Origin of the sequence: Prevotella conceptionensis 9403948, assembly GCF_000312305.1 — a bacterium.
GTDB lineage: Bacteria > Bacteroidota > Bacteroidia > Bacteroidales > Bacteroidaceae > Prevotella > Prevotella conceptionensis.
In genome coordinates, this window is sequence record NZ_HE999445.1 from 388375 (window position 1) to 401701 (window position 13327).

14 protein-coding genes, 1 tRNA gene and 1 pseudogene are annotated in these 13327 nt (G+C 48.7%); 9 read left to right on the forward strand and 7 right to left on the reverse strand.

Annotated elements, in window-relative coordinates; all coding sequences use genetic code 11:
* A pseudogene (locus BN93_RS05910) lies at nt 1–239 on the reverse strand (leucine-rich repeat domain-containing protein); the annotation flags it as partial.
* Between the two features lie 447 nt (nt 240–686).
* Between BN93_RS05910 and BN93_RS05915 the strand changes: the two are divergent.
* Nucleotides 687–971 (forward strand): hypothetical protein, encoded by a 285-nt coding sequence (locus BN93_RS05915; RefSeq protein WP_044078356.1) that lies wholly within the window; start codon nt 687–689, stop codon nt 969–971.
* Nucleotides 972–1076: 105 nt separating this feature from the next.
* Here the strand turns inward: BN93_RS05915 and BN93_RS05920 are convergent, their stop codons facing one another.
* On the reverse strand, nt 1077–1409 hold the full coding sequence (locus BN93_RS05920) for a hypothetical protein (RefSeq protein ID WP_019187420.1): 333 nt from the start codon (nt 1407–1409) through the stop codon (nt 1077–1079).
* Between the two features lie 106 nt (nt 1410–1515).
* Here BN93_RS05920 and BN93_RS18490 point away from each other — a divergent pair, with 106 nt between their 5' ends.
* Together BN93_RS18490 and BN93_RS05930 are read left to right on the forward strand one after the other, a co-directional pair.
* Nucleotides 1516–1827, forward strand: coding sequence for a hypothetical protein (locus BN93_RS18490; RefSeq protein WP_232211115.1), 312 nt, complete (start codon nt 1516–1518; stop codon nt 1825–1827).
* An 8-nt stretch (nt 1828–1835) separates the two neighbouring features.
* Entirely contained in the window at nt 1836–2132 is a 297-nt protein-coding gene (locus tag BN93_RS05930; protein ID WP_316928612.1) for a type II toxin-antitoxin system YafQ family toxin, read from the forward strand.
* Between the two features lie 154 nt (nt 2133–2286).
* Here BN93_RS05930 and rplS read toward each other — a convergent pair whose 3' ends face one another.
* Together rplS and BN93_RS05945 are read right to left on the reverse strand one after the other, a co-directional pair.
* Nucleotides 2287–2655 carry a 50S ribosomal protein L19 gene (rplS, locus tag BN93_RS05935; RefSeq protein ID WP_019187423.1) on the reverse strand — a complete coding sequence of 123 codons (369 nt, stop codon included), beginning with the start codon at nt 2653–2655 and terminating at the stop codon, nt 2287–2289.
* 211 nt (nt 2656–2866) lie between these two features.
* Nucleotides 2867–2940 (reverse strand) — tRNA-Met (locus BN93_RS05945).
* 227 nt (nt 2941–3167) lie between these two features.
* Between BN93_RS05945 and BN93_RS05950 the strand changes: the two genes are divergently transcribed.
* The 6 genes from BN93_RS05950 (at nt 3168) to BN93_RS05975 (ending at nt 10477) form a co-directional block, all read left to right on the forward strand.
* Nucleotides 3168–3566, forward strand: coding sequence for an START-like domain-containing protein (locus BN93_RS05950; protein WP_009231746.1), 399 nt, complete (start codon nt 3168–3170; stop codon nt 3564–3566).
* Nucleotides 3567–4129: 563 nt separating this feature from the next.
* A complete protein-coding gene (locus BN93_RS05960; protein ID WP_019187426.1) occupies nt 4130–4894 on the forward strand; it encodes a 5'-nucleotidase C-terminal domain-containing protein in 765 nt (254 codons plus the stop codon).
* Nucleotides 4895–5033: 139 nt separating this feature from the next.
* The gene (locus tag BN93_RS05965; protein WP_019187427.1) at nt 5034–5870 is read left to right on the forward strand and encodes a bifunctional metallophosphatase/5'-nucleotidase; all 837 of its coding nucleotides are present in this window, start codon (nt 5034–5036) and stop codon (nt 5868–5870) included.
* 68 nt (nt 5871–5938) lie between these two features.
* Nucleotides 5939–6685, forward strand: coding sequence for a type IX secretion/gliding motility protein PorT/SprT (gene porT, locus BN93_RS05970; protein WP_019187428.1), 747 nt, complete (start codon nt 5939–5941; stop codon nt 6683–6685).
* 493 nt (nt 6686–7178) lie between these two features.
* Complete coding sequence (locus tag BN93_RS16620; protein WP_009231741.1) at nt 7179–7346, forward strand: DUF362 domain-containing protein; 168 nt, start codon at nt 7179–7181, stop codon at nt 7344–7346.
* A gap of 620 nt (nt 7347–7966) precedes the next feature.
* Complete coding sequence (locus BN93_RS05975) at nt 7967–10477, forward strand: TonB-dependent receptor (RefSeq protein WP_232211116.1); 2511 nt, start codon at nt 7967–7969, stop codon at nt 10475–10477.
* A 218-nt stretch (nt 10478–10695) separates the two neighbouring features.
* Here BN93_RS05975 and BN93_RS05980 read toward each other — a convergent pair whose 3' ends face one another.
* From BN93_RS05980 to BN93_RS05990, 3 genes are all read right to left on the reverse strand, one after another.
* On the reverse strand, nt 10696–11283 hold the full coding sequence (locus tag BN93_RS05980; protein WP_019187432.1) for a TlpA family protein disulfide reductase: 588 nt from the start codon (nt 11281–11283) through the stop codon (nt 10696–10698).
* A gap of 166 nt (nt 11284–11449) precedes the next feature.
* Nucleotides 11450–12502 carry a DUF4831 family protein gene (locus BN93_RS05985; RefSeq protein WP_019187433.1) on the reverse strand — a complete coding sequence of 351 codons (1053 nt, stop codon included), beginning with the start codon at nt 12500–12502 and terminating at the stop codon, nt 11450–11452.
* Nucleotides 12503–12958: 456 nt separating this feature from the next.
* Nucleotides 12959–13327 (reverse strand): ADP-dependent NAD(P)H-hydrate dehydratase (locus tag BN93_RS05990; RefSeq protein ID WP_044259934.1); only part of this gene is annotated, 369 nt, incomplete at its 5' end.

Genomic DNA, 13327 nt, shown 5'->3' on the forward strand with positions numbered 1-13327 from the left:
CTGTCGAGTTCGTTGCCCGCCGAAAGCTTGGCCATGAAGGCGATGTCGGCCGCATTGATGGGACCCACCACGCGGATGCCCGTCATATCTTTGGGGTTAAGGGCGTGGAAGAGGTCTTCAAGCGTGCCTGGTTCCTCGATGTTGATGGTTAAGGCGTTGAAAAACGTGTCGTTATCCTGTCGGTAGCCAAACGTTTGTTCGTCGTTCGTGTTTGGCGTTTGGGATATGTTTTGTGTCATGTCGCTTTTGTTTTTAAATGAAATGTTTTTGTGTTGCGGCTGCCTCGTGCGCGCCTAAGGCACTGCGTTGATTGGCCTTCGTGCCTGCATTTGCGGGGCAGAAAAGTTTAAAAGCGCGGAAGGCGTTTGGCAAAAGGCAAGCCTTATTACTTGTTTGCAGCTGCAAAAATACAATTTCTTACCATTTTGGGCAATACCTAAAAGATGGTATTTATACCTTGTCTAAAATAAAAACGCGGGGTGCAACGGCCGCGAAAACAGCGAGAAAGAGAAGTAAATGTACTGCGGGGTGCATGCCAACACACTACACTACCGAAACATTCGGAAATATTTTCGGAGGAAACAGGCTCATGATGATGTATAATTTGCAACCTTTTTTATATCTTTGCAACGATAGAAACGAAATGGTTGGCAACTGCATGCCAACCCGATAATGGCATTAAGATAATGAAACAGGATTTAATGGCATTGGTGAAAGCCGTAGAAAAGAAATTAGGACAGAGCATAACGGTGGCAACCGACTTCGAGAAATTGGCCTTGGCGTTTGCTCGACAGCACGTTATGTTGCAGCCCACCTCGCTGAAACGGCTCTGGGCACACCTTTCGGGAGCCGAGAAACCTTCGGCCGAAGTGCTGGATAAGGTGGCGTTGTTTGTGGGTTTCCAAAGCTGGAAGGACTTTAAAGACGCGCTGCACGGCGACGACGACGGACAAACCAATTACGAAGTGTAGCTTTTTTTGCGCGCGTTTAGTGCCACGTATGGGCAACAAAAGCAGCTTTACAACCCCCTCCCCCTACGGAGAGTGGGGAGCGACAGCTGTTGAAGTGGCAACGCATCATCTCTCCATCCTTTTTAATCGCCTTGTCGCCATCGCCTTCACGTATGCGCCAGGCCTCTTGGCATTGAAATAATAGAATGCCAAAAACTTGTTGAGCGTGTAGAGATAGCTGCCTTGCGGGATGAGATTTCTAACCCAACAGGCCTTAATTTGCTTGTAGGGGTAAATCAGAAAAAGCTTGTTAATGTCTTTAAGGTCAAGGTGCAGCATCACCAATTCTATCAAGAACTCGTCCGTGATGTTGTTGATAGAACTGGAATCGTAAGACCAAAAGCAATGTTCTTGCTTCAGTTTTTTCAATAACTGCCGCTTTATCTCTGCTTTTTGCATACTACACAACGATGTTTACCCACTTGCAAATATACGCAAAACAAATGTTACGAACAAATTAAGCGGTAAGCAAATCAACTATAACCTGCGTTAAACGCCACCCAATTTGGCACAACTCCATGCACAAGTGAAAACGAAATCGGATAATGAAGATTTGGGATTGCCGGTGAAAAGTGATACATTTGCACTACAACAACATAAAATAGGAGGACAGATTATGGCAACCTACACCATAAACATCAATGAACGCACAAAAGAAGGCCGCAGCATAGTGGACTACCTTCGTGAAAAGGGGCTAATACCAACACCGCAGCCAGACAACGGGAAAGAGGCTACACGCCGTGCGCTTAATGAGTTGCGCGAGGGAAAAGTAACTCGTTGCAAGACTTTCGACGATTATTTGGAAAGCGTTAAATAACACATGAAATCGTCTATACAGGGCAATACAAGCGCGATTTGAAACGTGCGCGCAAACGCCAGATGCAAGAAGACGACCTCAATGAAGTCATCCGCCTGCTAGCCGAAGACCAACCACTGCCCGCTGAAAGGAGAGACCACGCACTTACAGGCAAGTTTTCAGGACTGCGCGAATGCCACATACACCCTGATTGGCTGTTGATATATGGCAAAGAAGACTTTTTCACAACCGCGGAAGGCGTTGTAACAAAGGAACTGCACATACTAAACCTCGTACGTACGGGCACGCATGCCGACTTGTTTTAACAGCTTTTCTTATGAAATAACGTAAACAGAAAAGCACCTTTCCACTACCCTTTCAGCCCCACAAAAACGATATTGGCGGCGTTTACAGCCCCACATAAAAAATCAAAAGCCCGACATTTGCATGCCGGGCCTTTGCCATAACTAGTTGTTCTTTTTATTGTTGAGGAGCAACAGCGCCGCTTCTCTTCTCCTTGATACGAGCCTTCTTGCCCGTGAGTGCGCGGAGATAGTACAGTTTTGCGCGACGAACCTTACCACGCTTGTTCACCTCGATGCTGTCGATGTTGGGCGACTCGATGGGGAAGATACGCTCAACACCCACCGTTCCCGACATCTTACGAACAGTGAAACGTTTCTTGTCTCCGTGACCAGAGATGCGGATAACAACACCGCGGTAAAGCTGGATACGTTCTTTTGTACCCTCGATAATTTTGTAAGCGACAGTAATCGTGTCTCCCGACTTAAATTCGGGGAACTTTTTGCCGGTTGCAAATGCTTCTTCAGCAACTTTAATCAAATCCATTTTGCTTGATATTTAAATTGTTTATCGCCCAACGTAACATAGCTAGGTAACTCTTCTTCCTGCCAGCGATTACGCCGAAAAGCGGTGCAAAGGTACTGCTTTTATCGTTCTTGGCCAAATGATTGGCGCGAAAAGTGAACTTGCGCAGTACGACATAGCCGCAAAAAAACAAGTCAGGCAAGCGACATTAGCCGTTTGCCTGACTGCTTTGTAGCGGGACCCAGGATTGAACTGGGGACCTCATGATTATGAATCATGCGCTCTAACCAGCTGAGCTATCCCGCCAACGTTTGCTTGTTTGCGGGTGCAAAGGTAAGATAAAAATACGAAACGAGCAAAAAAAAATGTGTTTTTTCGGGCGAATACCGTAAAAAAGTGGTATTTTTGTACACGATATGAAATAAAGCAGGGGGTCGGCGAGGCACCCGTGCCACCTCTCCAACGTAGGCCCAAGGGACAAAAGGAGGGCAAGCATACATTATATTTAATAGCAAACCACTATCTGTATTGTTATGGACAAGCAAAGACTGTGCATCGAGCACGAGCTAACATCTAACTCGACAGCAATCATCTGGGACCTCATTAGCACCGATTCGGGGCTGGCGCGATGGATGGCAGACAGCGTAACACAAGAGGGAGAACGACTAACCTTCGTGTGGGGCGAACTATGGAGCCACCACGAAGTGCGAACGGCCACCATTGTTGAGAAGGTTAAGAACCAATACATCAAGGTAAGTTGGGACGACGAAGAGGGACCCGACAACTTTTTTGAACTGCGAATGGACAAGAGTCACATCACCAACGACTACATGCTGACCATTACCGACTTTGCTTGGGATGATGAAATGGACAGCCTCCACTCCATTTGGACAGACAATTTGGCCAGGCTGCGCAACACCTGCGGCATCTAACAAAAGCCTTAAACCATGTTGCGAGCGAGGGGTTGGCCACTTTTCCCTGGTGGTGGCATTAGCCTGTCGGCTAGACTTTCTTGCGCACTATCGCGCGCCAGTTAACCTTTCAACCAGTATGACACGTACACTTTTCCTCTAACTTTTTATACCATAAGGCATACCATTTACAAGCTTTTCTGCGCATCCGCTCGTTGTTGCTGCGCGTCGTTGTCCATCGTTTAAACTGCGTTTAGGGGCGTACGGCTGGCGTTTCGGTGCAAAACCTTGCACAGCAGCGAGCTGTTGGCCATTGGTTTTATCGCCGAACACCATCGGCGAGAGAGCACTCACTGCGCCCATTTCGCTTGCCACACCACGGCAAATACACCATTTTTTTCGTACCTAGGCACAAGAAAATGGCGACACACAACCACGTGCTTACCAAAAAATGCGTACCTTTGCGATGCGGTCTATGCCTTTTGTACAGCTCTGGCAACAGCCTTCAACGAGCCGACATGGGGCAAGGACGCACCCTCAAACAATGGTTTTAACATCATAATCACCTATTATTATACTAAGAAATGAACAGGAGAAAAGTTTTTCTTTCGCTTCTAATAACGGCCGTTACGTTGTGCGGATGTGGCGCACGCTATGCTGTTACGGGCATAGAGCGCAGCAGAGTGCTGATAGACAAACGCTACGATGCCGCCAACGATGCCGAATTGCAGGCCTTCATCGCACCCTATAAGCAACAAGTAGACAGTCTGGTGGCACCCATTGTGGGGCGCGCGGGCTGTAACATGTCGGCAGGAAGGCCCGAAAGCACATTATCCAACCTCATGACTGACATTCTTGTTTGGGCCGGACAACGCTATGGCGAGCAGCCACAGTTTGGCGTTTACAACGTTGGCGGTCTGCGCGCGGCCATCGTCGAAGGAGACGTTACGCGCGGCGACATCATCAACGTGGCCCCTTTCGAAAACAAGGTGTGTTTCATTACGCTTACCGGCGAACAAGTGCAACGGCTGTTCGAACAGATAGCCAAACGCGGCGGAGAAGGCGTAAGCCACAGCGTGAGACTGGTTATCGACAAGAACCGACAACTGAAACGCGCCACCATAGACGGCAAACCCATCGACCCAAAGGCACAATATCGCGTGGTGACCAACGATTATGTGGTGCAAGGCAACGACGGCATGCCTGCCTTTAAGGAAGGAACGCACCTTGTTGCGCCCCAATCGGAGGAAAACAACGTGCGCTATGTGATGATGGATTACTTTCGCGAGCAAATGAAAGCGGGCAAAACCGTGTGCGGAAAACGCGAGGGAAGAATAATAATTGAATAGTTTGTGCGTGCGAAAGGCACTTAGTCCATGAGTTTTACCGCACCCCAACCCTGGAACGGAAAAGAACAATTTCGCTAAACAATGGGGTTATGCCACAACAAACGAACAGCCCACAACCTCAAAATAAACGACACAAAAGATGAAGAAATACCTGTTAATGGCCGTGGCTTGCATGGCCTTGCTTACAGCACAAGCACAGAAACAGCTGGTTATACTACACACCAACGACACGCATAGCTGCATCATGCCTTTGAGCGAACACCTGGCCGACACAGCCATCGCCGGGCGCGGAGGTTTTCTTAGGCGCGTGGAAATGATAAAGCAAGAACGACAAAAGCATCCCGACTTGCTGTATTTCGACAGCGGCGACTTCTCGCAAGGGTCGCCCTACTACTCCATGTTTAAGGGCGATGTCGAGATAGAGCTGATGAACCGCATGGGTTGCGACGCCAGTACGGTGGGCAATCACGAATTCGACTTCGGCATGGAGAACATGGCGCGCATCTTCAAAAAGGCAAAATTCCCCATCCTTTGCGCCAACTACGACTTCACCGGCACGCCTCTCGAAGGCGTAGTTAAGCCATATACCATCATCCATCGCAATGGTTTAAAGATTGGCGTGTTCGGTATAGACCCCAAGTTGGAGGGGCTTGTACTCGCTAAGATGTACAAAACGGTGAAGTACCTAGACCCTGCCGCCACGGCATTAAAGGTGGCAACGATGCTAAAAAAGAAGATGAAATGCGACGTGGTGATTTGCATTTCGCACCTAGGTTGGGGCATTGGGGGCGACGACGACCAGAAGATGATAGCAGGTTCGCGCCATATCGACCTGGTTTTGGGTGGCCATTCGCACACGTTCTTCGAGAAATTACGCTATGCCAACGACCTCGACGGCAAGCCCGTGCCCGATGACCAGAACGGGAAAAACGCCGTATATGTGGGCAAAATCGTGCTCACAGTGGGAAAGAAGTAAGCGCGGAGCAGGGCGCAAAGCAAAATGCCACACAATAACCGCCCACCTTTTGCGTTTACATATAACGTATGAAGCAACTTATATACCTTATTATATATATGTGTTTGTTGCCCATCACTACGATGGCACAACAACGGCGCGTAGAGAACAGGCCCTACACCGACCTGCGTCCATTTCATTTTGGCGTGGCAGTGGGTGTTCATATGCAGGATGTGGAGTTGTTTAACGCTGGTCCACAGACGCTAACGTTAGACGGCGGACAGGTTATTGAGACCAACATCGCCGCCGAACAAGACCGCTATGACCCAGGTTTCGTGGTGGGCGTAACGGGCGAACTGCGCCTTAACCGACACTTCCAGCTGCGCGCCGTGCCTGCAATGTACTTCGGAAATAGGCATCTGGTGTTTAAAAATCAAGGGCAAACGGATGCCGACGGCCAACCCATCGTACACCGGCAAGACATGAAAACGGCCTATATCTCTACGGCTTTCAACCTAATTTTTGCCGCACCACGGTTCAACAACCATCGTCCGTACCTTGTGGCAGGCATTAATCCCATGCTCAATCTCAGCGGAAGTGATACCGACATCTTGCGATTTAAACGCCACGATGTGTTTGCCGAGGTGGGTATTGGTTGCGATTTCTACCTGCCTTACTTTAAACTTCGCCCCGAATTGAAGTTTATGTTCAGTCTTATCGACTGCTTAGATGCTAAGCATGTCGACCGACTTCGCGACAAAAACCTTGTGCCTTATGCTCGTTCCACATCGCGCGCAACCAGTAAAATGATTGCCCTATCGTTTTATTTTGAATGAAGTGGACAGGTGGACGAGATGACAAGTAGGCAAGTTAACGAGATGACGAGTGGACAAGTTAACGAGTAGACAAGGTGACAAGTTAACAAGTAGACGAGTGGACAAGCTGGTAGGCGCAGCCATTTTTTCACCCTTTCACCTTTTCACCTTTAAAAGGCGCAGCCATTTTTTCACCTTTTCACCTTTTCACCCTTTCACTTTTTCACCTTTAAAACGCCTCTCCACTTGTTCTTAATCAACAAAATTTAGGTATCGAGCAAAAAAACGCTCATTATTTGTAGGTATATAGCGAAACATTTACTAACTTTGCATCATCAAAAGTTAGTACGGAGCACGATGAAAAAAGTGCAACTACAAGAAAACGCCTTTGCTAAAACCAAAGGAACAACACCAAGATTGCTTGTACCTAAGGCCACTACGGCGCACGGAACGCAACTTTTGAGCAACACGAACAGAACATATTATACAAAAACATTTAAACAAGAACATTATTATGGCTTACGTTATTAGTGACGATTGTATCGCTTGCGGCACCTGTTTGCCCGAATGCCCCGTTGAAGCAATCTCTGAGGGCGATATTTATAAGATTGATGCAGATGCCTGCACCGAGTGCGGCACATGCGCTAGTGTATGTCCCAGCGAGGCTATCAGCCTGCCCTAAGGAACATTTAAAAGATTACCGAAGAGGCCAATAAACAAGGTTTAGATGGACAACGGCTTGCACATCTATGTGCAAACATCCCCTGGCCATCAATAAGCTAACCTTGCTTATTGGCCTCTTTTTTATGTCTTTTTCGTTAGGTTCGCCGCCAACGGCTCGGCAAAAGAGTGGCTCAGCCAACCAAATCATCAACCTGCCAACCCATCTTCTCGTCAACTTGTTAACTTGTCCACCCGCCAACCAGCCTACTTGTCCACCCGTTAACTCGTCAACTTGTCCCCTCGCCAATCTATCTTCTCGTCAACTTGTTAACTTGTACACCCGTCAACCAGCCAACTTGTCCACCCGTTAACTCGTCAACTTATCCCCTCGTCCACTTGCCTTCTTGTTAACTTGTCCCCTCGTCAACTAATCCCCTTGCCCTCTCGTTAACCCATAAAAGCCTAGACACATGGGCTGAACAGCCTGTAATGAGCAAAGAGCTGCCGAACTTTTTTCCACACACGTGTCCTTCTTCTTCGTCCACCGCCCTACAAATTACCTAATAATAAGTATTGTGAAAAATCTGCAAAGTTCCTACTTTTGCAGCCGAAAAAAGGATAACAACCAACAACAACAATATGATATGTATCTCACATTGCAAGCACCTGCTGCTTGCATCAATGATTATTTGTGCAGCATCAACGGCTTACGCCCAGACAGACGCCAACGCGAACGACGCGGAAACAAAGCATCCGATGGAGCTTAGCGGACACGTTACGGGCAAACAAGGCGAGCCACTGATAGGCGTGGTCGTGCAAGTAAAAGGCACCAACACCCGTACCATAACCGACGAGCAGGGCGCATACACGCTTTCCGCGCCACAAGGGGCGCACATAACACTTACTTTCCATTATATTGGATGCAAACCCGCCGAACGACAAGTAGACCTTTCGCAAAGCTGCAAGCAAGATGTTCAGCTGAACGAGGCCACCGAAATGCTCCAAGGCGTTGAGGTGGTGGGGCGCAACGAGCGGTCGTACAAAAACACGCTATCGTTTGTTGGCACCAAAACGGCCACGCCCATAAAGGATGTTCCACAATCCATTGGCTACGTAACTAAGGAACTCGTGCTAGACCAAGGCGCCACAACGGTTAACGACGTGGTAAAAAACATCAGCGGCGTTAACCAATATAGCTTCTACAACGATTTCTCCATACGTGGCTTTCGCACCACAGGAAACCGCAACTCAGGAAACCTCATCAATGGCATGCGCGCCCAAACAAGCCTGTGGAAACAGCAATCTCTGGCAAATATCGAGCGTGTTGAGGTTATAAAAGGCCCTGCATCGGCGCTCTTCGGCAACGCATCGCCAGGTGGAGTAATCAATAGGGTTACGAAAAAGCCGCTCTCCGAAAACCGCAGACAGGTAAGTACCACCGTGGGGAGCTACTCTACGTTTAATGTTTACAGTGATTTCACCGGGCCGCTCGACCGAAAAGCAACCCTTCTCTATCGCCTAAACCTGGGTTATGAAAACACCGACTCGTACCGCGACTTGCAAGGAGGGCAGAACTTCATTGCGGCGCCGTCCTTTTCGTACGTTCCCAACAGCCGCACACAATTCAATGTCGACGTTTTCTTCCAACAATACAACGGAAAGATAGACCGCGGACAAAGTATTTTCGGCGATGGCGACCTCTACTCGGTGCCCATCTCGCGCTCGTTGTCGGCGGCCAACGACTACTTGAAAGAACGGCTGGTGAACATTACGCTCGGACTATCTCACAAGCTTTCCAATCACGTTTCGTTCAACAGCACATATCTCAACTCTTCGTACGACGAAGACATGCAAGAGCACAATCAGGCCAACGCCTATGTGCTGAACGCCGACAGCACGCAGAACAACAGCCGCGTAATGATGCAGGCGATGGTAAGGAAACGCCATTTTCGCAACAACAGCTTCAACAACTATCTGAACATCGACTTCAATACGGGCCGTGTGCGCCACACAGTGCTGGTGGGATGGGACTATTTCCAAACCGACTTGCTGGCCGGGACATCGTCGATGACTGCCAAGGGCTACCTTTTAAAGAATGGAAAGACGACAACACGGTTCGACAAACGAAAGATAAACAATTATGTACTCGATGCCGACGGCAACCCAAAGACCAACGTTCCCTACTTCGACCTCAACTCCACAACGGGAAATGGCATGAAAGACATCAGCAAGTACGTGTTTACCACCGACCCCATCAACCCCTATCGACAATACTCGCACGGCATTTACGTGCAAGAACAGCTTAAATACGGCAGGCTTCAGCTACTGTTGGGCCTAAGGCAAGAGTTCTTTACCGACATCCTTAACAGGCGGTTGGCCGACGAAAGCCGCTCTACCCAACACGCACTGATACCGCGCGTTGGCGCAGTTGTGGCCCTCAACAAGGCCATTAACGTGTACGGAACGTGGGTTAAGGGTTTCGAACCGCAGGCTGCCAGCATCCAAAGCGACCCGAATACGGGCGGCCCGTTCTCGCCAGAGCAGTCGCAGCTGCTCGAGATGGGCATAAAGAGCGATTGGTTCGACCGCAGACTTAGCCTCACAGCGGCACTCTTTCACCTCACCAAGAACAACACCTTATATAATGCCGGCGATGCTGGCAACCCCAACTTGCTGATGCAAGTGGGCGAAGAAGTGGCCAAGGGCGTGGAAGTTGATGTTGCAGGCGAGATATTGCCGAACTGGAGTGTGGTGGCAAACTACGCTTATACAGATGCAAAGATAACCAAAACGGCAACGGATAAGGAGCGCGACTTTGGCACTCAACGGCCCAACACGCCGCGACACGCCGCCAACGTATGGACAAAATACATCCTTCGGCATGGTGCATTGCGCAATCTTGGTTTCGGCATCGGCGTAAATGCCAATAGCGAACGTTACGGACAAGTGGGCAAACGCGCCAACACCATCGTTTATCCAGGCTATGCCATACTGAACGCAGCCTTGTATTATCGGGTGAGAAGTATGCAACTACAACTAAATGCCGACAACTTGCTGAACAAGACTTATTGGGTTGGCGGTTACGATAAGCTACGTTCGTTCCCTGGTGCTCCTTTGTTTATAAAGGCAACAGCCACTTACAGGTTTTAAAGAACTTGGTGCAATTAACACATTTGGCCAACAGCATCGGTTTAACCGACGTTGTTGGCCAAATTCGTTTCATTGCTTGAAGCTCATAAAACATGGGCTAAGAGAAGCCATGCCAGTCCAACCACATGTATTACGACCGCTTTTGTTAAGTCTATTTCGGCAGACAAGCAAGGTCTACACAACAGGCGTAACCTATATTACGACCTCTTTATTAAGCCTTATTTCAGCAGTTCACTAAGGCGACTCAGCAGTTCGTCGCCGCGCAAGTCCCTGCCAACAATCTCGCCCTTTTGGTTGATAAGCACACATGCAGGTATGCCTTGTACTTGATAAAGACGTGCAGCAGAACACTCCCAACCTTTCAGGTCGCTAGCTTGAATCCATCCCAAGCCCATATCTTTCACGGCGTTTTCCCAGTCTTCCTTCTTTTCGTCGAGCGAAACGCCCACTATTTCAAGACCCTTTCCGCGAAACTTAGAATAGGCTTGCACCACATGGGGCATCTCCATGCGGCATGGTCCGCACCACGAAGCCCAAAAGTCTACCATCGTTATCTTGTTCTTAGCCACCACATCCGACAGTTTCACCTGCTTACCATCAAGCGTGGGCAACGTAAAATCGGCATATTGTCCCCCTTCGGCAGGGGCAGTTTGGGCACCATCACCAGCATTAGCCGTATCAGCTGTCTGCTCGGTTGTCTGCGTTGCGGCAGAGTCTTGGTTGTTACAGTTTTGTTTCTTGCAAGTACACGAGGCAAAGGTAAAGGCTATCGCCAATACCCATGCAGAAAGGATTGTTTTCTTCATATAGTTGTTTTGTTTTAAAAAAAGCTTGTGCGCGTTTGCCGCAAAGTTTTAGACACAAAGCCAAACGTTGGACAAATGCGCACAATATCGTGTTAGTTGTTTTTGCCGACCACAAGCTTGTTAAGCCGTTTTCGGCAGGTTTACGCGCAAAGCTTGCTGCCTGGCATCACTTCACGCTTTCAGTCTTTACGCTCTCAATTGCGCCCGTTATGGGGCTAACCACCATCTGCGTAAGCTGTTTCTTGCCGAAAAGTTCGCCGCTAAGCGGTTCGGTTTTGCCAAACTGAGCCATGTAAAGTTCGATAACGGCCCGCATGTTGTTCTCTTGTGCCACAGAGATTTTCACCTTACCAGGCAGATTTACATACACGCCCGCATTGTCTTTCACCTTTCCGCGGTCGATAGATGCCTGCATAGTGGGTATCGAATGCAGGTCTTCTACACTTATATAATAAGGTTTTCCGCCCAAATCATCCTTATCGGCCATACCATAATGCCGCGAAAAGCGGAACAGCACCTCGCGTTCTACGGCCTTTGTAGGCACGAAGTTGATAACGGTTTCGGTGGTATCTTTAACCGTTGTGCCAGCAAACACTTGCAGCAGTGCACGTTCTTGCAGGTCTAGGTTGTTAAGCATCAGCCGCAACTGTTCGCCATCTTTGGGCATGGCATCTGCTTGTCCGCGCGAAAGTTGGTTTCGGCTGTCGCGTATGTCGTATATCTCCTTGGCTATTAACTCGGCCATCTTAGCCGACGAGCCAGCCGAAAGAATTTCTTGATTCATGAAATCCTTGGGGTTAAGCTGGCGTTTAACCCGTGCTGGCACAAAGTTTTTGGGCTGTTTGGGTTCAGGCGGCGTGGTGTTGATAGCCAGCAACAAGCCATTATCGGCCAACTTTACGTCGCTAATGCTGTGTTTCTTGTCCATAGCCGCCACGTAATGCTTGGTAGAGTCGGGCGTGCCAAAGTCGGTAATGTTGATGCCAACCACGCGATACGCTGTGGATTTCTCCATCGGTGTGTTAAAAAGCTTCATGTATTTTTCGCCATACATAGCCAGTTCGCCTGGCGTATAGGTGGTTTTCTCCACCATAACGGCGAGCCTTATTCCTGTTTTGGGCAAGAAATAAGGGATGCCCTCTGCTTGTGCATTGCCTTGTGCAAAGCCAGAAATGGCGGCAAATGCCAAGGCTGCAATGGTAACGAATAGCTGTTTCATATCTATTGTTGATTTTATTATATAATAAAAAGCCTCACCATCACCCCCTCTCCAAAGGGCGAGTGGAATGAGATACTTTATTGTGGTATCGCAGTTGACCTGTTGACACGTTTATTAGTTTATCAGGAACGCAGCCTAGGCCAACAGACCCCTTGGTTTAAGCCTTGCCCACACCCACGAACCTACGCCTTAAATGCGTTAAAAGTTCACAAGCATTTGACTTTGTTCCTTTATTTTTCTACTTCCTTACTGGCCTTCAATTAACGACTTACTGCTTAAAAGCCTGCCGCTTATAACTTTCTACCTACTACTTTACGACTTTACTACCTACTACTTACTCCTTACTACCTACTACTTACTCCTTACTACTTTACTACCTACTACTGACTACTTACTCCTTACTACCGACCACTTACTACTTACTACTTTACTCCTTACTAACTTAGAAACTTAAAACTAAGCCAGAAACTCGAACGCTTGCGGCAGGTAAGCCACGATGTCGCCTGCCATCAGGCTTTCTTTTCCCAGTTGTTTTGCCGCCAAGTCGCCAGCCAGTCCGTGCAGGTACATCCCCACGATGCAAGCATCTTCGCGGTTATACCCCCGCGCCAACAGTCCTGTTATGATGCCCGTCAGCACATCGCCGCTGCCGGCAGTGGCCATCCCGGCGTTGCCCGTGGGGTTGAAATACACCTTTCCCGTAGGCAAGCAAAGCGCAGAATAGTGTCCTTTAAGCAAGATATAGGCTTGTAGGTGTTGAGCCAAGTCGAGTGCTTTCGACAGTCGGTCGTAGTCGCCTTCGCTCCCACCGTTGCCCAACCTGTC